The sequence below is a fragment of the Neisseria sp. P0004.S004 genome (assembly GCF_051963335.1).
GTDB lineage: Bacteria > Pseudomonadota > Gammaproteobacteria > Burkholderiales > Neisseriaceae > Neisseria.
The window spans coordinates 16,561-37,859 of record NZ_JBQCUK010000001.1; the positions used below are offsets into that span (position 1 = coordinate 16,561).

A 21,299-nucleotide genomic window follows, 5' to 3' on the forward strand; every position below is an offset into this window, starting at 1 on the left:
TTTAATTTATTTGAATATATTGGTTTTTGCCTTAAGACAAACTTTTCAGACGGCCTGATATTTCCAATACTTTGCCTTTTTTACCGCGCTTGCCGTCAATATCGGCAATCCGCAGTTTTTCCTGATGCTCGGCGCCGCGGCGGCCGACCGATACAACGGTAAACTCAGGAGAGGTCGTTACCATAACGTGTTCCAAAGACGCGCCGTCGGTCAGCGACATCAACTGCAAACCGCGCCCTTTGGGCATGACTTTGAGTTCGCCGATGGAAAACGCCAAGAGACGGTGGTCGCTGCTGGCCAGTACGATTTTGCAGTCGGGATTGATGAGCGAAGAAGCATAGACGGCAACCGGAGGCAGGACGGTTTCACTGCTGTCCACGGTCATCACCACTTTGCCCGCTTTCACGCGTCCGACCATATCGCCCAGCTTGGTAATAAAGCCGTAGCCACCGCTGCCTGAAAGCAAGTAATGCTGTTCGGGCTGGCCGGTGAGCATGGCGACGGGTTTGGCGCCGTTTTGCAGCTCGATTAACGATGAAACCGGCACGCCGTCGCCGCGTCCGCCGGGGATTTCGGCGGCATCGAGCGTGTAGGTTCTGCCCAATGAATCGAGAATGACGACGGGTAAAACGGTACGGCCTTCAAGGGTTTGCTTGAGGCGGTCGCCTTCTTTGAACGCGGTTTGGCTTAAATCGAGGTTATGTCCGGCACGGCTGCGTATCCAGCCTTTTTCCGACAAAATCAGCGTGATGGGTTCGTCGGCGGTGGTTTGCGTCAACACGGCGCGTCCGGCTTCTTCCACCAGCGTGCGTCGCGCGTCGCCAAACTGCTTCATGTCCGCCTGCATCTCTTTGATAATCAGCTTGCGTTTTTCGTTTTCGTCGCCCAAAAGGATATTCAGACGGCCTTGTTCCTCACGCAATTCGTTCAATTCTTTTTCGAGTTTGAAACCTTCCAAACGCGCCAACTGACGCAGGCGGATTTCCAAAATGTCTTCGGCCTGGATTTCGGTCAGCCCGAACGCCGCCATCAAATCGGTTTTCGGGTCGTCTGATTCGCGGATGACTTTAATCACTTCGTCGATGTGCAGAAAGACTTTCAGACGACCTTCAAGGATGTGCAGCCGTTTTTCCACTTGGCTCAAACGGAATTTCAGACGACGTGTTACGGTCACAACGCGGAAATCCAGCCATTCCTGCAAAATCGTTTTCAGATTTTTCTGCGCGGGACGGTTGTCCAGCCCCATCATCACCAAGTTCATGGACACATTGCCTTCCAGCGAAGTCTGTGCCATCAGCGTGTTGATGAAGGTATCCGTATCGATGCGGCTGGATTTCGGCTCGAACACAAGGCGCACGGGATGTTCACCGTCGGACTCGTCGCGCACGCGGTCGATTAAATCCAACATCAGCTTTTTGGTATTAAGCTGGTCTTGGTTGAGCTGCTTTTTGCCCGCTTTCGGTTTCGGATTGGTTTGCTCTTCGATTTCGGCAAGGATTTTGGCGGAATTGGCGTTCGGCGGCAGTTCGGTCACAATCACGCGCCATTGTCCGCGCGCCAGCTTCTCGATTTCGTAACGCGCACGCACGCGTACGCTGCCCTTGCCGGTTTCGTAAATCCGGCGCAACTCGTCCGCCGGCGTGATGATTTGACCGCCGCCGGCAAAATCGGGCGCGGGAATATATTGCATCAGGTCGGCGGTTTCCAGCGTCGGCTTTTTCAACAACGCAATCGCCGCCTGGGTGACTTCGTTCAAATTGTGCGACGGAATTTCGGTCGCCATGCCCACAGCGATGCCTGATGCGCCGTTGAGCAAGACCATGGGCAGGCGGGCGGGCAGGTGCAGCGGTTCGTCAAACGCGCCGTCGTAGTTCGGCACAAAATCCACCGTCCCCTGATTGATTTCGGACAACAGCAATTCCGCAATCGGCGTCAGCCGCGCTTCGGTGTAACGCATCGCCGCCGCCCCGTCGCCGTCGCGCGAACCGAAGTTGCCGATGCCGTCGATTAAGGGATAGCGCAAGGTAAAATCCTGCGCCATGCGGACCATCGCCTCATAGGCAGAACTGTCGCCGTGAGGGTGGTATTTACCCAAAATCTCGCCGACCACGCGCGCTGATTTCACCGGCTTCGCCCCCGCCGTCAAACCCATATCGCGCATGGCAAACAAAATACGTCGTTGTACGGGCTTTTGGCCGTCTGAAACTTCAGGCAGCGCGCGGCCTTTGACCACGCTCATGGCGTATTCGAGATAGGCGCGTTCGGCGTACTGACCTAACAGCAGGTAGTCTTCGCCGACGGGGGATGGACTGGGAGCGGAAATGTGTTCTGTCATCAGGATGGTAAAACGAAATCAATTAAAGGAGGATATTGTAAAGCAAAATCGGCAGTCATAGCCAATTTGAGTGATGAACGGTACCTCGGCGGCAATAAGGCTTACCGAATCAAGTCGGCAAATATGATTTGTTTCGACCAAAAAGGCCGTCTGAAACCCTTTCATGTTTCAGACGGCCTTTTCATTTTGGTTTTAAATCAAAACTTCGTTATTCTGCAGTAGCCGGTTTGGCCGCAGTTTTAATGGTTAAGGTCAACGCGGCGGCAATAGCCAGGGAAACACCGGCAAAAGTCATCGCGTTGGCAGGGTTTGAACCCAAGAAGGTTTTGTACACCCAGCCGAAAGATACGGTTTCAATCAGCATAGGAATCACAATCATCATGTTCACAATACCCATGTACACGCCGTAACGTTCTTTAGGGATAGAGCCGACCACAATCATAAACGGCACGCCCATCATACTTGCCCAACCGACACCGAAACCAATCATCGGCGCAAACATCAGGTATTTGTTGCCGATGTGCGGAATGGTGAGCAAGGCCAGCGCGGCAAGGGTTACGGCAAAGGCGTGAACATATTTGGCGGCGTATTTGCGCGCCATCCACATCAGGCCGAAGGCGGAAATAAAGGTTACCACGTTGTAGAAACCGTTTACCAGGCCGGTCCATGCAACCGCTTGGCTATACGCTTCGGTATTCTCAACGGTCGAGTCCCAGACGGATTGGACGATACTATGGGAAATATATTGCCAGTAGATGAAGAGCGCGTACCATTGAAAGAGATACACCAAAGCCAGTTGCCACAGGGCGGTCGGCATTTCACGCACGGCAACGACAATATCTTTAACAGCATGAGCCGGACCGCTCGGCTGGGCTTTAATGGCCGCCATTTCTTCAGGGCTGGGCTCGCGTTCGGCCGTTGATAAAACGGTAACCAAAACCGAACCGATGGAGCAGACCGCACCAATATAAAACGAACCGAATACCCAATACGGAATGCCCGCTTCGGAAGTTTGTTGCAACCAGCCGATTTGTTGGAAGATATAGAGGGAAACGTTGGCCAGGGTAATGCCCAAGCCGGTAAACACGGACTGCATCAAGAAACCGGTGGATTGCTGTTGTTCAGGAACGGTATCGGCAATAAAGGCACGGAAAGGTTCCATTGCCGTGTTGTTACTGATGTCCAAGAGCCACAGCAGCAATACGGCCACCCACAAGGCGGTAACGTGCGGATAAATAAAGAGGCAGAGGCTGCAACCGATGGCGCCGATCAAGAAATACGGACGGCGGCGACCCAATCCCGGCACCCAAGTGCGGTCACTCATTGCACCAATCATCGGCTGCACCAGCAAACCGGTAATCGGGCCTGCCATATTCAAAATCGGCAATTGGCTCGGGTCGGCATGAAGGAAGCTGAAAATCGGGTTAATCGCAGTTTGCTGCAACCCGAAGCTGTATTGAATGCCGAAGAAACCGAAGTTCATCAGCATAATCTGGCGAAGTGTCATCGCCACTTGTGGGGAGATTTTCATAGGAAGGCTACTCCTGGATAATAAACTATGGAAACAACAAACTCCAATTTCAGCAGTATGACGCTTTTATTGTATTGGACCGCCTTTTTTAATGAGGCAACCCTGTTTTCAGACGGCCTTTATTTTGACCGTTTATATAATCTTGTTTTGATGTGTTTTGTGTTGTTTAAAGCTTATTTTTAGGCCGTCTGAAACTATTTATTCATCACAGACTGACGCCAGATGGTTTCCCCAACAACCTTGACGGGCTGAGCCGTACCGGCCGGATGTTCGATGTATTGGAACAGCAAATCCGCCGCCATTTCGCCCATGCGCAGATAAGGCAGCTCGGTGCTGGTCAACGGCGGAAACAGCGTTTCCGCAATCGCACTGTGATTATCGTAGCCGGCAACGGAGACTTGCTCAGGAACCCGTACGCCGCGCATCCTCAAAATCCCGTACACGCGCACGGCCATTTCATCGTTGCCGCAGCAAATTACCGTCGGCGGAATCGGCAAAGACAGCAATTTCAAAATAGCCGAAATCAAAGACCCGCTGTCATTGCTGAAGTTAGGATACCCTGTCTGCACCAAATCAGGATCAAAGACAATATCCGCATCCGCCAAAGCCCGGCGGTATCCGGCCAATCTCAATCTCGTCGCTTCTACGCCCGGCTGTAAAGTCACATAAGCAATCCGTTTGTGTCCGCTTTGGATAATCCGGCGCACCAAGCCATACTGCCCTGCCTCGTCGTCCGGCAAAACCGACGGCGTACCTGCCAAATCAAAGCAGTTGACCAACACCATCGGGCAGCGGTTGGGCACTTCCGGCAACAATACTTCCTGATGAAAACCGGCCACATACAAAATCCCCTCGGCACGGTGTTCCATAAAGGTACGGATCAGCGGCTCCATCTGACCGGGCTGACCCGGCTTGTTGTCGATGTCGGCAATCATCAAAATCTTGCCTTGTGCGCGAATCCGCTGCTGAATGCCCTTAATCAAGAACATATCCGGAATGCCGTGTCCGCCCGTATTCTCGCCCGTCCGCGAAATGGCGCCGGTAATCAGGCCGACCAAGCCGGAACGGTGGGACCGCATAATCCGAGCCGCAGAAGACGGGATATAGCCCAAAGCGGCAATCGCTGTTTCTACTTTGGAACGGGTTTTATCGCTGACCGGCGCATCGCCGTTAATCACCCGGCTGACCGTCTTGGGAGACACTCCGGCATAAGCAGCGACATCATAAATTGTAGCCATCTTACGAACCCGCCCCGACAGGATTTCAATAATGTTACATAGGATAACACAGCAGACATCGGTGTCATACCCCTTTTTTTTACAGAAACTTGATGATAATCAATCATTTCTTTTTCATTTTGCATACATTTCTTAAACAAAACCACCCCCGCCATCTCCCAAAACCTGTTCAAATTTGTTAAACTACAAGCCACTACAAAAAAGCAGGAAATACCTATCTATCCTGCTTATTTTACCGTTACATACTAAGGAAACGAGATGACCGCATACTCAGACGCATGGCAGGCCTTGGAAGCCCATCATGCCGATACGCAACACGTTACCCTGCGCGAACGTTTCGCTGCAGATACCGAACGTTTCAATAATATGCACGAAATTCTGCACGGTTTGTTATTTGATTACAGCAAAAACCGTCTGGATGAAAATACCCTTGATTTATTGTGCCGACTGGCCGAAGCAGCCGATTTGCCACAATATATGCAGGCTATGCTCAACGGCGAAAAAATCAACACCAGCGAACACCGCGCCGTCCTCCACACCGCCCTGCGCCTGCCGGCCAATGCCCAACCCATTTACGTCGACGGCGAAAACATCGTGTCCAAAGTTCATCACGAACTCAACCGCACCCTCGAATTCGCACGCCAACTTTTGGACGGCACCCACGCAGGCATTACCGGCAAACCGATTACCGACTTGGTTCACATCGGCATCGGCGGCTCCGATTTAGGCCCGCGCATGGCCACACAGGCGCTGCAGCCTTATTGGCAAAACATCCGCGTCCACTTTGTCAGCAACTCCGATGATGCCGACCTGACCCAAACCCTTCTCGGCCTCAACCCCGAAACCACCGTATTCAGCATTGCCAGTAAATCATTCCGCACACCGGAAACCCTGCTCAATGCCTATGCGGCGCGTACTTGGTACCGTGATGCAGGTTTGCCTGATTCCGGCATCTACCGCCACTTCTGCGCCATTTCCGCCGATGTGGCCGCAGCCCAAAACTTCGGTATCTCCCCCGACAAAGTTTTCGCCATGTCCGACTGGGTCGGCGGCCGCTATTCCGTCTGGTCGCCCATCGGCCTGCCACTGATGGTTGCCGTCGGCGAAAAAGCGTTCCGCAAAATGCTGGCCGGCGCGCACGCGATGGATACCCATTTCTTCGAGACACCATTCCGCCGCAACATTCCCGTCCTGATGGCGCTCATCAACGTTTGGTACAACAACTTCCAACATTCAGACGGCCAAACCGTTGTCCCATACAGCCACAACATGCGCCTCTTTACCCCGTGGCTCAACCAGCTCGATATGGAAAGCCTCGGCAAACAGCGTACTTCAGACGGCCAACCCGTTTCCTGCACCACCGGCGGCATTGTCTTTGGTGATGAAGGTGTCAACTGCCAACATGCCTACTTCCAGCTTCTACACCAAGGTACGCGTCTGATTCCCGTTGATTTCATCGTCCCCATGACCACAATCTACGGCAACCACCGCCAACACCGCTTTACCGTTGCCAATGCCTTCGCCCAAGCCGAAGCGCTGATGAAAGGCAAGACCTTAGACGAAGTACAAATCGAATTGGCCACCCTGCCCCAAGACGAACGCGACCGTCTTGCACCGCAAAAAGAATTCCCAGGCAACCGCCCGAGCAACAGCCTGCTTATCGACAGCCTGACGCCTTTCAACCTCGGCATGCTGATGGCGGCCTACGAACATCGCACCTTCGTTCAGGGTGTGATTTGGCGTATCAATCCCTTCGACCAATGGGGCGTGGAATACGGTAAAGAGCTGGCCAAAACCATCGAACCCGAACTCGAACGCGGCACGCCGGCACACGACAGCTCCACCAACGGTCTGATTGCCTTCTACCGCAACTGCAACGCAGCATCGAAGGCAGTCCGAAAATAAAATATCCGTAAAACAAACATATCTGCCTGTCTTACGGACATTTCAAAAACCTATCAGCTTGTTCCAACAAAAGGCCGTCTGAAACTTTATCCATTCAGTTTCAGACGGCCTCTTGTTATTCTATAAAAATAACAGAAGTTCATTCGCCATATCCCCCATCTTTGCTACAATATCCCTTTTCTTTTTTATTGATTCCACTATGACCACCGCACCCCAAACCAGCACTATGCAGCGAATTTTCTCGCGCAAAATGCTGATCTGCATTTTCACAGGCTTCACTTCGGGGTTGCCGCTTTATTTTCTGATCAACCTGATTCCAGCATGGTTACGCAGCGAACATGTTGATTTGAAAACCATCGGCCTGATGGCACTTATCGGGCTGCCTTTCACTTGGAAATTTATCTGGTCTCCCGTCATTGATTTGGTCAGATTACCTTTTTTAGGACGGCGACGCGGTTGGATGCTGGTTACGCAAATTGGTTTGCTGCTGACCTTGCTCATTTACGCCTTCCTAAATCCTGCTCAGCATTTATATGTAATTATGGGCTTATCGTTGGTGGTCGCCTTTTTTTCTGCCAGCCAAGATATTGTATTGGATGCATTTCGCCGCGAAATTTTGTCAGATGAAGAATTAGGCTTGGGCAACTCTATCCACGTCAATGCCTACCGTATCGCCGCTTTGGTACCTGGTTCGCTCAGCTTGATTTTGGCCGACTTGATGCCTTGGCACAACGTATTCATCATTACTGCACTATTTATGCTGCCCGGTCTGCTGATGACCCTGTTTTTAGCTAAAGAGCCTGACATTCCACCATCTGTGTCGCGTACATTTGCCCAAACGGTTTCCGACCCTTTTAGTGAGTTCTTCTCCCGCAAAGGAATCAAACAGGCCATATTGGTATTGCTGTTTATCTTTCTCTACAAACTGGGCGACAGCATGGCGACTTCCCTGGCAACGCCGTTTTATCTGGACATGGGCTTCAGCAAAACCGACATCGGCCTCATTGCCAAAAATGCCGGCCTGTGGCCTGCTGTCATTGCCGGTATTGTAGGCGGTATTTGGATGATAAAGCTCGGTATCAACAGGGCTTTGTGGGTTTTCGGCGTAGCCCAATGGGTAACGATTCTAGGCTTTGCCTGGCTGGCGGGTTTCGGTAAATTTGAAACCATTACCCTGACGGAACAAATGATGCTTGCCGCCGTGATTGGTGCGGAAGCAGCAGGTGTAGGCTTGGGTACGGCGGCATTTGTCGCCTATATGGCCCGTGAAACCAATCCTGCTTTCACGGCCACACAATTGGCCCTCTTTACCAGCCTGTCAGCTGTTCCCCGTACATTTATCAATGCTTCGGCAGGCTATCTGATTGAAGCGATGGGTTACTTCAATTTCTACTGGCTGTGTTTCGCTTTGGGCATACCGGGTATGTTGTTGCTGTTTAAAGTGGCACCGTGGAGTGGCGAAAAAGCAAACAATTAAACTCTTCTTTAAATCCTTAAAAACAAAAGGCCGTCTGAATGTTCAGACGGCCTTTATCATACAAAAGCTTTATTCGGCAGCAGGTTTGACAGTACTGCGGACATCGCCGCTTTTTTCTTTATGTTTCAAAACAGCACGGTCGAGCTTGTCCATCAAAACATCAATCGCGGCATACATATCCTGTTCAATCGCTTCAACGTGCAAATCTTTGCCTGCCAAATGCACATCGGCTTCAGCTTTCTGGCTGACTTTTTCCACCGAGAGCGTGATGGTCACGGAAATGATGTTGTCGGCGTGGCGACTGATTCGTGCCAACTTGTCGGAAACGTAGTTTTTGATGGCTTCGGTAACATCAAAATTCAGACCGGTGATTTTCAGATTCATGATACAGCTCCTTCGGTTGATTAGTCCGTCAAAACGGATCGGAATATATCTACTCGGTAAATTTTCGTTTGTGTGCCGGCGGGATGTCTAATGATTCTCTATATTTAGCAACTGTACGTCTGGCAATTTCAATGCCGCGTTGTTTTAATAATTTGACGAGGGCCTCGTCCGAATAGGGTTTGCTGCTGTCTTCACTTTCAATCAGCTGGCTTAATACGGCTTTGATTGCGCCTTGGCTGAACCCTTCGCCATCATCGTCGGCATTGACTGCCTGTGTGAAGAAATAGCGTAACGCAAACAGGCCGCGCGGGCAAGACAAATATTTCTGGTTGGCGGCGCGCGAAATGGTGCTTTCCGCCAAACCCAATTCGGCGGCGGCATCTTTCATCAGCATGGGCGACAGGCCAATTTCGCCGAAGATGAAAAAATCTTCCTGATTTTTGACAATATACTCGGCAAGGCGGAGGACTGTGCTTTTGCGCAGCTCCAAAGAATCAATGCGCTGCTTAGCCTCGTTGATTTTTTCCTTCCACTCCGGTGCGCCCTCTTCCGCTGATTTCATCAGATCGCAATACTCCTGATTCAGCCGCAGCTTCGGCCAAGCCGCCTCATTGCTGATGACTTCCCAGCCGTCCTTGCCCTCTTTGACCCAAACGTCAGGCTGAATATAAGGCGTGGGCGTAGCGGAGGCAAAGCCGTAGGCCGGATAGGGATTGAGCCCGGCAATCATATCGAGCGCGGCTTCTATGGTTTCGCTGTCGGTATCGGGATAGAGTTTGCGGAAACGCAAAACGTTTTGTTTGCGGTTTTTGCCTAAGTCTTGAAGCGAACTTTGCACCAAATGCGCGGCCATTTGTCTAGCCGGAGAAGCCGGCAAACGCATTAATTGCAGCATGAGCGACTCGGTCAAGTCGGCCGCAGCCACGCCGGGCGGATCAAAGGTTTGCAATACATCCAGCGCGTTTTGCAGGACCTCTTCGTCCAGCATCCATTCTAACGGCGTGTGGTCGATGATTTCTTCGAGACTGTCGGTGAGGTAGCCTTGTTCGTTCAGAAAATCAATCAAGACGTGAACATAGGCCGCTTCCACTTGCGAGAGCGGATGCTCGCACACTTGGGCATGCAGATAGTGTTTGAAATCCTCTTCTTCGGCGATGTTGCTCCAAATATCTTCGGCATCGTCGCCGCTCAACTGCTGACCTGCACGCGGCATGGTGACGGCACGGTTGAGCCCGCTATCGGCAAACTCATCGGTTTCCGGACGCTCAAGCAGAGGATTGTCCAACAACCAGTCTTCCACTTCGCGCTCAAGCTCAAGACCCGACATCTGCAAGATGCGCAAAGACTGCTGCAGCCGCTGGTTGAGCTGCTGGGTCTGTTTGAGTTTAAGGACGAGTGAAGACATAATGTTTGATAGTAAATGTGCTTTATGGATTTCAGACGGCCCGTCAGATACAGGCCGTCTGAAAGTATCAAATATATTGTTTATATATTGGATGATTATTTCAATATATTATTCTTTTATCAACCGATAAATGAATTATTCAACAGTAGAGATGGTTTCTAACGGTAAAGCAAACGTAATAGGCAGAACAAAAACCATGGCAACAGGCTTCCCGCGATAGGTAGCGGGTTGAAATTTTGTCTTCAAAACTGCTTTTCGTCCTGCCGCATCTAAACGCGGGGACCCACTACTCTTTTGTATCCATACAAATGCTTTGCCATCTATATTGATAAAGACATTTAATACTACAGTCCCTTCCTCGCCATTCTCTGTAGAAAGCTGTGGATAAGGTGGGGGAGCAACTTGGACAGGTTTCGTCTTTATCTCTTCTTTGAATCCATTTGGCACAGTATAAAAGAATCTGAATTTTTTAAGGCTTTCCAGTGTCTTACAATCCGTTTGTTGGGTTTTCTGATTATAAGTACACTCTTTATAAGGCTCGACTTGTTTTGGCAAACCTACTTCTTGAGCAAGTTTCAACAATTCCAGCGCATCCACTTCCCAATGGAGGCTTTTTCCCAGCTTACCTTCTTTATCCACGATAGCTGTCGCCGTTACGATACCGGTTATCGGCTTGCCATTTTTATCTATCACGCCTTAGCGCACACCCATATCCTGCCATGACTGTTCGGGCATGGCATGCACGGCAGTAGCTGCCAAAACGGCAAAGGAAGACAAAAAAATTCGTTTCAACACAGATACACCTTTTCAGACGGCCTAAACTCAATATTTGAAGTTTTCACCCAAATAAACCGAACGGACTTGTTCATTGTTGACCAAATCATCCGGCTTGCCTGAAGCCAATACCGTACCATCACTGATGATGTAGGCACGGTCGCAGATGCTGAGGGTTTCGCGCACGTTGTGGTCGGTAATCAATACGCCGATACCGCGTGATTTGAGGAACTCGATGATTTTCTGAATATCGATGACGGCAATCGGGTCAACGCCGGCAAAAGGTTCGTCCAACAAAATGAAACGCGGCTGCATGGCCAACACGCGCGCGATTTCGACACGGCGGCGTTCGCCACCGGACAAAGACGGCGCAGGGTTGTTGCGCAGGCGTTCAATGTTCAAATCGGCCAACAGTTTTTCAAGTTCGGCATCAATGCGGCTTTTGTCTTTCATGCTGATTTCCAAAATGGCGCGGATATTTTGTTCCACGGTCATTTTGCGGAAAATCGAGGCCTCCTGCGGCAGATAGCCGACGCCGAGGCGGGCGCGTTCGTGAATGGGCAGGTGGCGCAACTCTTGGCCGTCCAACATTACGCTGCCTGCATCGGCGGCAATCAGGCCGACTATCATGTAAAAGCTGGTGGTCTTACCCGCGCCGTTGGGGCCGAGCAGGCCGATGACTTCGCCGCTTTCGATTTCAAGGGAGAAGCTTTTGACGACTTGGCGTTTTTTGAAACTTTTTTGCAGGTTTTGAACCACAAGACGGCTGTTGTTTGCGCTCATATTCTGTTGACTTTCGATATTGACCTCAGGCCGTCTGAACCTTTTTCAGACGGCCTTTTTGTGTGTTTTCTTATTTGTTTTTCTGCGTACTGGACGGCTGGATAACAACGCTGACGCGGCCGGATTTGGCGGCGGATTTCACACCGGATTTGGCGCTGCCGTTGATGGTGTAAACCTCGGTTTTGGTGTTGTAAGTGATGACCGCACCTTCGGCCACATCGCCGCCGCGCTGTACTTTGGCATTGCCGGACAGAGTAACGAGGTTGGCTGCGGAAGAATACATGACGGTATTGGCTTGGCCGTTGACTACGCCTTTGCCGCCGTCCAACTCTTGGCTGAATTTGACGGGCGAGCCGGTGGCTTTCATCAACTGCTCGCTTTTGTCGTTACGTGAAACGGTTACGCTGCCAGCACGGATATTGAGCGTGCCTTGTTTGATGATGACATTGCCGGAAAAGGTGGTGCTTTGGTTGTTTTGGTCAAGCGAGCCTTGGTCGGCTTCGATTTGAATCGGCTGCTTGCTGTCGCTTTGCAGGGCAAAGGCCGGGCTGGCGGCAAAAACGGCAACAAGGGCTAAGGTTTTACAAATTTTTTGTATCATAAATTGTGGCTTTCACTTTGGAAGGGAAATTCAGCAAACCGGTTTTGTGATCATAAGTCATGCCGTTTGCCTGACCGCTAGACTGTCCGTATTGGAAAGTAACGGGGCTGTCGGTATGGGCGTATTGCGCTTCGGTATCGACATTCAAACGTTCGGTTTTGACGATGCCGGCCAAACGCTTGGCATCTGCCGCTTTGTTTAAGACGACATTTTGTTCAAAAACGACTTTTTTGTTTTGAATATTGTACGCGGCCTTATCGCTGCCGACTTCGTACAGCAGGCTGCCGTCGCGGTAAAACGAAAGATGCGGTTTGTCCAAATGCACGTCCGCGCTATTCGGATATTGGACGGCATCGGCCGCGCTCAGGTTTTCTTTCAGACGGCCTTCTTGGTCAAAACGTTTGCCGTTGATGCCTTTCATCGAATATTGAGGCTCATTCGGATTGAGGACGACTTCTTCGACCTGCACTTCGCTGATGCGGCCGAGCCACGCCGCCAATGCGCCGAGTGAAACGGCCAACACCAGCGGAAAGGCGATTCCGTAACGCCATCTGATTTTCATCGTACATACTCTTTCAAAGCAGGTTCAAGCGTACCTTGCGCCTGCATAATCAAATCGCACACTTCACGCACTGCGCCTGCGCCGCCGGAACGTCGGGTTACATAATGGGCGTATTGCAAAGTAAACCAATGCGCTTCAGGGACGGCAACCGCCAATCCGCAACGCACCATCACAGGCAAATCGACAACATCGTCGCCGACAAAGGCGCACTCATGTTCCTCCACACCGGCCTGTTCGCGCAATTGGGCGTAGGCGGCACGTTTATCGTGAATGCCTTTGAAGTAATAGTTGATACCGAGCTGCTTCACGCGGATACCGACGGAAGGCGCATCGCGGCCGGTAATAATTGCAGTTTGCACACCGCCGGCCTGAAGCATTTTCAAACCGTGTCCGTCCAAAGTGTGGAACGATTTGATTTCTTCGCCGTTGTCACGGATAAAAATGCGGCCGTCGGTCAAAACACCGTCCACATCCAGTATCAGCAGTTTGATGCCTGAAGCGCGTTGTTGCAGGTCGGAAGAGAGGTTTTGCATAAGGTTTCCTTATTTCAGACGGCCTATTCTAGCATAAGGCCGTCTGAAAACGTTTTTGCCGTCGATTCAGACAATTCGTGCCATCAATAAATCGTGCATGTTCAGCGCGCCAATCAGCATGCCGTTTTCTTCGACCACCAGCAAACCGTTCACATGGCCGCTTTGCATGGCTTTCAAGGCTTCGGTGGCCAGGCGGTCGGCGGAGATGGTTTTCGGCAAAGCGTGCATGATGTCGTCCACTTTCAAACCGGCAAAGCTGTCGCGTTCTTGAAACAGACGGCGTAAGTCGCCATCGGTAAATACGCCTTTCAGACGGCCTTCGGCATCGGTTACCGCCAACATGCCCAAGCCTTTTTCACTCATGCGGACAATGGCCTCTTTCAACGGCGTACCCAACAAAACGGCAGGCAGGGCTTCGTCTTTGTGCATAATATCCGCCACACGCAACAGCAGGCGTTTGCCCAAGCTGCCGGCCGGATGGCTTAAAGCAAAATCGTCGGGCGTGAACGCGCGTGCGCGCAACAATACAACCGCCAGCGCATCGCCCAACGCCATCACGGCGGTCGTACTGGAAGTCGGCGCAAGGCCGAGCGGGCAGGCTTCTTTGGAAACCGCCGCGGTAATATGGATATCGGCATGACGCGCCATGGTGGAAGTCGGATGGGCAGTGATGCAGATAAGCGTGATGTTTTTGCGTTTCAACGCCGGAATAATCGCCGCAATTTCATCGCTTTCGCCGGAATTGGAAATGGCAACCACAACATCGTGGTCCACAATCATGCCCAAATCGCCGTGCGCCGCTTCGGCAGGGTGGACGAAAAACGCAGGCGTACCGGTGGAAGCCATGGTCGCCGCCATTTTGCGGCCGATGTGTCCGGACTTGCCCATGCCGGTAATGACCACTCTGCCCTTGCAGTGCAACAACGCTTCCGCCGCACGGACAAAATCATGGTTCAAAGCCGCCGCAATTTCACGCAAACCTTCAGCTTCCGTATCCAATACATCGCGCGCCCAGTCGAGATAAAGTGTGTTTTCCGCCATCAAAGCCGCCTTTCATGCTTGAATTTAGGTTTGTTTTGCCCAAATTAATCGGCTGTAAACTGTTCAAATTCATCGAATCGGCGTAGCATTACCGCCACTTCACAAACAAACCTATTATGTAAAAGGAATCAGAGATGACTATTTTATCGGACGTTAAAGCATTAGGACAACAAATCTGGTTGGACAACCTCTCCCGTTCGCTGGTACAAAGCGGCGAATTGGCCGAAATGCTCAAACAGGGCGTGTGCGGCGTAACTTCCAATCCTGCCATTTTCCAAAAAGCCTTTGCAGGCGATGCCCTGTACGCCGACGAAGTAGCCGCGCTCAAACAGCAAGACCTGACCCCGAAACAACGCTACGAAACCATGGCGGTTGCCGACGTACAAGCTGCTTGCGACGTATGCCTTACCGAACACGAATCCACCGGCGGCAAAACCGGCTTCGTCAGCCTCGAAGTTTCGCCCGAATTATCCAAAGACGCACAAGGCACGGTTGAAGAAGCGCGCCGCCTGCACGCCGCTATCGGCCGTAAAAATGCCATGATTAAAGTACCGGCAACCGACGAAGGCATCGAAGCACTCGAAACCCTCGTTTCAGACGGCATCAGCGTCAACCTGACCCTGCTCTTCTCCCGTGCCCAAACCCTCAAAGCCTATGCGGCCTACGCGCGCGGCATTGCCAAACGTTTGGAAGCGGGACATGATGTTTCCCATATCCAAGTTGTCGCCAGCTTCTTTATTTCCCGTGTCGATGCCGCATTGGACGCCACCCTGCCTAACCACCTCAAAGGCAAAGTCGCCATTGCGCTGGCCAAAGCCGCCTATCAAGATTGGGCGCAATACTTCGGCAGCAGCGAATTTGCCGCACTTGCCGAAAAAGGTGCCAACCGCGTACAACTTTTGTGGGCATCTACCGGTGTGAAAAACCCTGCCTATCCTGACACGTTGTACGTTGACAGCCTGATTGGTGCCCATACCGTCAACACCGTTCCCGATGCGACACTCAAAGCCTTTATCGACCACGGCACCGCCAAAGCCACGTTGACCGAAGGTACGGACGAAGCCCAAGCGCAGCTTGCCGAAACCGCCAAACTCGGCATTGATGTCGAAACTTTGGCAACGCGTTTGCAGGAAGACGGTTTGAAACAATTTGAAGACGCTTTCGCCAAACTGCTGGCTCCCTTGGCTTAAGCAGATTAAACAGACGGCCGATTGAAACTTAAATCATTTTGAAAAGTCTCAGGCCGTCTGAAACCCAAATTCGGGCGTGTACGGCACGCCCTTTTCTATCACGATTTAAATACCGTGCAGGCATACTGCCCCTGCCCTACACAAACACCCTGCCATGTATATAGGACGTTTCGCCCCCAGCCCTACCGGCCTGCTTCATATCGGCTCCCTGCTGACCGCCGTCGCCTCCTATGCCGACGCGCGCGCCCATCAGGGCAAATGGCTGGTCCGCATTGAAGACCTTGACCCCCCGCGCGAAATGCCCGGCGCCGCTGCCGACATTCTACGCACGCTTGAGGCTTTCGGTTTTGAGTGGGACGGCGAAGTCGCCTATCAAAGCCGCCGTTACGACCTGTATCAAGACACACTCGACCGCCTCAAAGCAGCCGGGCTGGTGTATCCCTGCTATTGCAGCCGCAAAGACTGGCAGGCGGCGGCAACACATGGCGCAGACGGATTTGTGTATAACGGCCGTTGCCGCAATCCACAGCAACAACCCGACACGCAAAACAAAATGCCGGCATGGCGCATTCAAGTCCCCGATCGCGTGATCGGTTTTTCAGACGGCATTGTCGGACAATACGCACAAAATCTGGCACACGACATCGGCGATTTCGTCCTGCTTCGTGCCGACGGCTATTGGGCCTATCAGCTTGCCGTGGTTGCCGACGATGCCGATCAAGGCATAACGCATATTGTCCGCGGTCAGGACTTGCTCGTTTCCACGCCGCGTCAAATCTATCTGCAACAATGCCTCGGCGTTCCTACGCCGTCCTACGCCCACCTGCCGCTATTGACCAACAACCAAGGGCAAAAGTGGTCGAAACAAACCCTTGCTCCGGCTTTGGATTTGAATCAAAAAGAACAACTCCTCCGCCAAGTCCTGACCTACCTCAACCTACCCGATGCACCCGCCGTAAACCGGCCGCAAGAATTACTCGATTGGGCGGTGGCGCACTGGCAAATGGGCAAAATCCCAAAATCGTCCATTATCACGAAATGAATTAGCACGATTACAACAAAATTACTCTAGGTATTACAATATTTCATAAAATTATGTAAGTAATCTTCAGATTCATTCCAAATCACGCCCAAGAAGCGAAAAATCATGTATATTTTAAAAATTTCCTAAAATTGTTGCGAAGTGATAATTTCAAGATTGCAACAACATACGGCTGACGCGTTATTGAGGATGACAAAGCGCGGCAGATCTCCCACGATACAACAAAAAGAAATACCGCTATGCCAAGTGCCATTATTGTAGAAGACGAAGTATTAGCAGCAGAACGCTTGCGTGTATTATTGGAAGAATGCAATGTCGTACTGCTCAACGTCTTTCACCATGCCATGCCAGCATTGGAGTGGCTGAGCGTCCACGAAGTCGACATCGTCTTTGCCGACATCGGCATGCCGGAAATCGACGGTCTCGAGTTTGTCGAACGCATCAAGCGTACCGCCAAACGCCAGCCGGAGATTGTCTTCACCACAGCCTACGAAGAACACGCCCTGCGCGCGTTTGAGCTGGCTGCCGCAGACTATCTGCTCAAACCAATCAAAATGACCCGCTTGCAAACCGCACTTGACCGCATCATCGAGAAAAACCGCGAAAAAGCAGACAGCTTCACCCATTTCAAAGTGTACAACCGCGAGCGCATGGTTGAAATCCCCTGGCAACAGGCGCGTTACCTGATGGCGGAACACAAAACCGTTTATCTGTTTACCGGCGACGGCCACAGCTACGAATTACCGAAGACCCTAGTTTACTGGGAAGAATTACTGGGCGACAAAGTCATCCGCATCCACCGCAACGCCCTCGTCTTCCGCCACACCCTCGACAGCCTGATTCGACTGGACGATGACGAAAACGACGAATACGCATCCACATGGGGCGCAAAAATTCTCGATATTCCGACCCCGTTGCCCGTCAGCCGCCGACAACTGTCCACCCTGCGGAAAATCATTAAAAACAGCATCTAAATGTTCTCTTTGACTCGCTCTTTTTAAATCAAAGACCGTCTGAAAAGATATTTTCAGACGGCCTCGATACTTAAGCCTTACCGATTAAAAGAACAATTCACGCCAGCTGATGCGTTTGAGTCCGCATTTCCGGCCTTCTACTTTCAGACTGTGCATCTTATCAGAGTTGGTCAACAGACTGCGCTCGGCTTGGGTTGCAAAACATTTATTGTTTGGCACGCTCGGCGTAGCGTTCAACTCTTTATCCGTACCCGTGCCGCCGCTATCGCCATCGGCGGTTACCGGAGAATCATCGGCCTTAGAGCCGTTCAGATAAGTAAAGTTGACCACACCGTCAAACACCATACCGCTGGCGTAATAGACTTGACCGTTGTTTTCACGTTTGATGAATTGGCGGTTTTTATCGGAAATACGCGCATCACGCAAACCCAAACGGCCGCCATTTTCCGCATTTACACCCAGAATAATCGTTTTCGCAGTCGTTTGTGTGGACGTACTGTCCGGCAAACAAACATCGGTACTGGAAGAGTCAGTATGAATTGTTTTGGTTTCATACTTGCGGATGGTCACGACGGCTGTACGCAAAATCATCGTCGGTTTGACAGTCACACGTTCATTCGGATCTAAAGTCAGACTCCAGCCTTTTTTACCTTCACCAACCTTATTGTCGCTGACGTAAATGTGGTCGCCGTCACTTTCTCTGGTTTGCTGTTCCAACTCACTGCTTTTTGCCAAAACTGCTTTTTTGGATTCATCAGTAGACACATCGTCGTAAATACCGTAAACGGCATTGATTTGACCGTTGGTATTATTCAATTCATTCTGATAAATCTCGCTACCCGTACCAAAAATAACGACATACTTGTCTTTACCGCGACGTGATACCGCAGGCGCAGACGTAATCGGTTGATTACCCGAGCCTTGGAAAATCATTTGCGCCGACCATTCAGACGGGGTTTTACCTCTCAAGTCGAAGCGGAACATATTGCCGTAACGGTCGCCTGCATAGGCAATATCGACAATGCCGTCAAAATCGGTATCCACCAAAGTCGGTGTAGAAAGTCCACCTTTGCCATTTGGTGCAGGAATTTTTTTATCCCCCAAAAGTATACCGGCTTTAGAAACCTGATCACCATTATTTTTTGTGCCCGCTTCTTTACCCGTCATATCATAGACATATAAAGCCGTGTCATTATCCTCACTGTTCACGTCTTCAGTACGATAGCCGCTGGCCAAGAAGCCCGCATAACGCACATTCGATTCCAGATTGACCGGAGTGGTATCGCGCTTGATGGAAACACGACCGATTTGTGTCGAACCAATGGTATAACCCAGCTTATTGCCAGCGCCTTTTTCTGTTTCAAACAAAGGCACAGTCTTATTCCAACCACTACGATCGCTGTTAGCTACCGCACCAATATTCAACGCATACGCACCGCGTCCACCCTGACCCATCGCACCAAACATAAAGGTTTGCTTCTTATCAGGTGTTTGGCGGAGAACAAAACCACCATTAACCATATAGCGGTGCGGCGTGCTGGAGCCGTAACCATCGCGTGCAATATCTTTCAGAACTTTACCTAAAGTTGTTGCTTGGCCTTGATCGTCCTCGCGTTCCATGCCTGCCGGAATATAGCTGAGTTTCAAGTCATAAGGATTGCTAGGCGTATCATTACGGAAAATATGTACCATGCCGTCATTGGCAGCGGCGACCAAAAACTCTTGACGGCCTTTATCCTTATTCCCAATAGCAGCAACCGAACCGTCTAAAATATCGCCCAAATTACGTTCATCTTTATTTGGATCATTAGGGTCAGTCGGACGGATACGATAAGACTGGCTATAACCTTTTGCTCCTGCATCCGCTTTGATGGCTTCATCACTACCTGCTCGGCCAGTCCATTTCAGCAATGCATTTTTCCATTCCAACTTATCTTTTGCACTGCCGTCTGAAATGCCAAATTTGGCATTTGAAGCCTCATTGTCTGCAACTCTATCGATAAAATAGGTCTTACTGCCGTCATTAACCAAAGTAAGGCGATTATTAAATGATGGTTGGTCAAACTTTGTCGTATTGATAGGCGTACCATCACGGTTTAATTTATAAAACCGCAATTGACTGCTCCAAGAGCCGGTATTCAAATGAACCGTTGCCGCCATATCGGGAATACCTGTACTGGTCGTTGCCGGCGCAGTAGAGGATACTCCTTCAAATTTCGTATTTTTGCTGTCATTTTCAATATTGTCGACGATGGCTTTAAAAGCTACAAGCAAATCTTCTTTTTTCGCAGCATTAAAATACCAGTTTTTACGGCTTGCACCGTTTTCCAGATACTCTCTCCCGACTTCAGAAATTCCTTCACCAAAACCCACAGTAAAAGTCTGAACCAATTGCTTGCTGTAATCTACACCTTTGGGATCGCTTGGATCACCATCCCAGCTTTTACCCGCAGCATCTACACCATCTTTTGCCGCAGTTTTAATGTCTTTTTCTGCCAAAGTTTGACTGAAGAAACGCAGACCGCGTTTTTCATCTTTATAGTTTCTATCCCAATAAGGAACAATAATTTCGCCTAAAGGTATCCAATTCCCTGAAGCATTTTTTTGATAGTTAGTATATTGGCATTGAAACTTTTTCTCCCCTTCAGGAGTATTCGATCTCGGATCATAATTTGGCAGATCAAAATATCCTTCAAGGCCATTTCCTGAAAATTTCTTACCTTGCTCATGTTTATCTTCATAAGCTTTTACTTCAGACGGCCCAAAATATTGGTATGCAAGTGTATTTGCACTACGTTCAATACGATGGTAATAGTTTGAATAGTAATAATCCCGATCATAGTTGAAGTTAGTATTACGAGATAAGCGAGGATCTTCGCCTGGAACCTGGTTACTACAACTCATATTGGCATCACCGTCCGACATCACAATCACATAAGACTTCTGACAACGGTATTTGATGTTGGGCATCACAAAGTTTTTGACTACTTCATAGTAGCGGCGTGTGATTGGCGTAGCATGACCGGGGTCGATACGATCTACCCTCCTTTGAACATCCTTCCAATCATCGGTAAAGCCCTCCTCATCTCGAATATCAGTACGACCATTGTTATGCAGGGTTTGCAAACCCCACTGGAATCGTTGTTTTTCGCCATACTCTTTCAATACCGATTTTAGGGCCTCCTTAGTAATCGTTATTCTTTTATCAGCCCATACAGATGTTTCCTTACCTTGTACATTCCATTGCATACTGCCCGAGTCATCAATCAAAAACATAATATTGTGTTTGACTTTGGGTTGGCCGCTGACGGCGGTTTCGTTTTGCAGGTAAAACGGGACTTTGGCAAATTGCTGCGTATTTGCCTGAACGGAAAAGCTGATAAGCGCTAAAGCGGAAGCGACGCTTGCATGAATGAGGCGATGGCGGCCTGATGGAGCGTTTTGCATAATGTGTTCTTTTTTCATCGGATAATCTCAGCTAAAAATGACATTGTTTTTATTTTTTATAAGGCTACGATTTTAGC

At 50.4% G+C, this 21,299-nt stretch carries 17 protein-coding genes; 5 read left to right on the forward strand and 12 right to left on the reverse strand.

Going from position 1 to position 21,299, the window contains the following annotated elements; all coding sequences use genetic code 11:
• Positions 1–31: 31 nt before the first annotated feature.
• The 3 genes from parC to ACTHRY_RS00085 form a co-directional block, all read right to left on the reverse strand.
• The gene (gene parC, locus ACTHRY_RS00075; RefSeq protein ID WP_049322540.1) at positions 32–2,335 is read right to left on the reverse strand and encodes a DNA topoisomerase IV subunit A; all 2,304 of its coding nucleotides are present in this window, start codon (positions 2,333–2,335) and stop codon (positions 32–34) included.
• A gap of 208 nt (positions 2,336–2,543) precedes the next feature.
• Positions 2,544–3,866, reverse strand: coding sequence for an MFS transporter (locus ACTHRY_RS00080; protein WP_036493357.1), 1,323 nt, complete (start codon positions 3,864–3,866; stop codon positions 2,544–2,546).
• Positions 3,867–4,060: 194 nt separating this feature from the next.
• A complete protein-coding gene (locus ACTHRY_RS00085) occupies positions 4,061–5,104 on the reverse strand; it encodes a LacI family DNA-binding transcriptional regulator (protein ID WP_440373938.1) in 1,044 nt (347 codons plus the stop codon).
• Between the two features lie 258 nt (positions 5,105–5,362).
• On the opposite strand from ACTHRY_RS00085, the gene pgi reads away from it, so the two are divergent.
• Both pgi and ACTHRY_RS00095 read left to right on the forward strand, forming a co-directional pair.
• Positions 5,363–7,009, forward strand: coding sequence for a glucose-6-phosphate isomerase (gene pgi, locus ACTHRY_RS00090; RefSeq protein ID WP_440373939.1), 1,647 nt, complete (start codon positions 5,363–5,365; stop codon positions 7,007–7,009).
• Positions 7,010–7,235: 226 nt separating this feature from the next.
• Positions 7,236–8,486: an AmpG family muropeptide MFS transporter gene (locus ACTHRY_RS00095; protein WP_440366690.1), complete on the forward strand. Its 1,251-nt coding sequence runs from the start codon at positions 7,236–7,238 to the stop codon at positions 8,484–8,486.
• A 69-nt stretch (positions 8,487–8,555) separates the two neighbouring features.
• On the opposite strand, the gene hpf is transcribed toward ACTHRY_RS00095, so the two are convergent.
• The 8 genes from hpf to ACTHRY_RS00135 all read right to left on the reverse strand — a co-directional run bounded on the left by hpf (position 8,556) and on the right by ACTHRY_RS00135 (position 14,569).
• On the reverse strand, positions 8,556–8,870 hold the full coding sequence (hpf, locus tag ACTHRY_RS00100; RefSeq protein ID WP_004518850.1) for a ribosome hibernation-promoting factor, HPF/YfiA family: 315 nt from the start codon (positions 8,868–8,870) through the stop codon (positions 8,556–8,558).
• A 49-nt stretch (positions 8,871–8,919) separates the two neighbouring features.
• The gene (rpoN, locus tag ACTHRY_RS00105) at positions 8,920–10,275 is read right to left on the reverse strand and encodes an RNA polymerase factor sigma-54 (protein WP_440366651.1); all 1,356 of its coding nucleotides are present in this window, start codon (positions 10,273–10,275) and stop codon (positions 8,920–8,922) included.
• 135 nt (positions 10,276–10,410) lie between these two features.
• Entirely contained in the window at positions 10,411–10,914 is a 504-nt protein-coding gene (locus ACTHRY_RS00110) for an energy transducer TonB (protein WP_440366650.1), read from the reverse strand.
• A 183-nt stretch (positions 10,915–11,097) separates the two neighbouring features.
• A complete protein-coding gene (lptB, locus tag ACTHRY_RS00115; protein WP_003679854.1) occupies positions 11,098–11,832 on the reverse strand; it encodes an LPS export ABC transporter ATP-binding protein in 735 nt (244 codons plus the stop codon).
• Positions 11,833–11,902: 70 nt separating this feature from the next.
• Positions 11,903–12,433 (reverse strand): lipopolysaccharide transport periplasmic protein LptA, encoded by a 531-nt coding sequence (lptA, locus tag ACTHRY_RS00120; protein ID WP_004518852.1) that lies wholly within the window; start codon positions 12,431–12,433, stop codon positions 11,903–11,905.
• Positions 12,414–12,995: an LPS export ABC transporter periplasmic protein LptC gene (lptC, locus tag ACTHRY_RS00125; RefSeq protein ID WP_440366649.1), complete on the reverse strand. Its 582-nt coding sequence runs from the start codon at positions 12,993–12,995 to the stop codon at positions 12,414–12,416. The genes lptA and lptC overlap by 20 nt, the downstream gene beginning before the upstream one ends.
• Positions 12,992–13,528 carry a KdsC family phosphatase gene (locus ACTHRY_RS00130; RefSeq protein ID WP_300480735.1) on the reverse strand — a complete coding sequence of 179 codons (537 nt, stop codon included), beginning with the start codon at positions 13,526–13,528 and terminating at the stop codon, positions 12,992–12,994. The genes lptC and ACTHRY_RS00130 overlap by 4 nt, the downstream gene beginning before the upstream one ends.
• 66 nt (positions 13,529–13,594) lie before the next feature.
• Positions 13,595–14,569: a KpsF/GutQ family sugar-phosphate isomerase gene (locus ACTHRY_RS00135; protein ID WP_049322549.1), complete on the reverse strand. Its 975-nt coding sequence runs from the start codon at positions 14,567–14,569 to the stop codon at positions 13,595–13,597.
• Between the two features lie 134 nt (positions 14,570–14,703).
• Between ACTHRY_RS00135 and tal the strand changes: the two genes are divergently transcribed.
• The 3 genes from tal (at position 14,704) to ACTHRY_RS00150 (ending at position 17,775) form a co-directional block, all read left to right on the forward strand.
• A complete protein-coding gene (gene tal / locus ACTHRY_RS00140; protein WP_049322550.1) occupies positions 14,704–15,759 on the forward strand; it encodes a transaldolase in 1,056 nt (351 codons plus the stop codon).
• A gap of 154 nt (positions 15,760–15,913) precedes the next feature.
• Positions 15,914–16,801: a tRNA glutamyl-Q(34) synthetase GluQRS gene (gene gluQRS, locus ACTHRY_RS00145; RefSeq protein WP_049322551.1), complete on the forward strand. Its 888-nt coding sequence runs from the start codon at positions 15,914–15,916 to the stop codon at positions 16,799–16,801.
• A gap of 239 nt (positions 16,802–17,040) precedes the next feature.
• Positions 17,041–17,775: a LytR/AlgR family response regulator transcription factor gene (locus ACTHRY_RS00150; protein WP_003686784.1), complete on the forward strand. Its 735-nt coding sequence runs from the start codon at positions 17,041–17,043 to the stop codon at positions 17,773–17,775.
• 84 nt (positions 17,776–17,859) lie between these two features.
• Here ACTHRY_RS00150 and pilC read toward each other — a convergent pair whose 3' ends face one another.
• Positions 17,860–21,240: a PilC family type IV pilus tip adhesin gene (gene pilC / locus ACTHRY_RS00155; RefSeq protein ID WP_049322552.1), complete on the reverse strand. Its 3,381-nt coding sequence runs from the start codon at positions 21,238–21,240 to the stop codon at positions 17,860–17,862.
• Between the last annotated feature and the right edge of the window lie 59 nt (positions 21,241–21,299).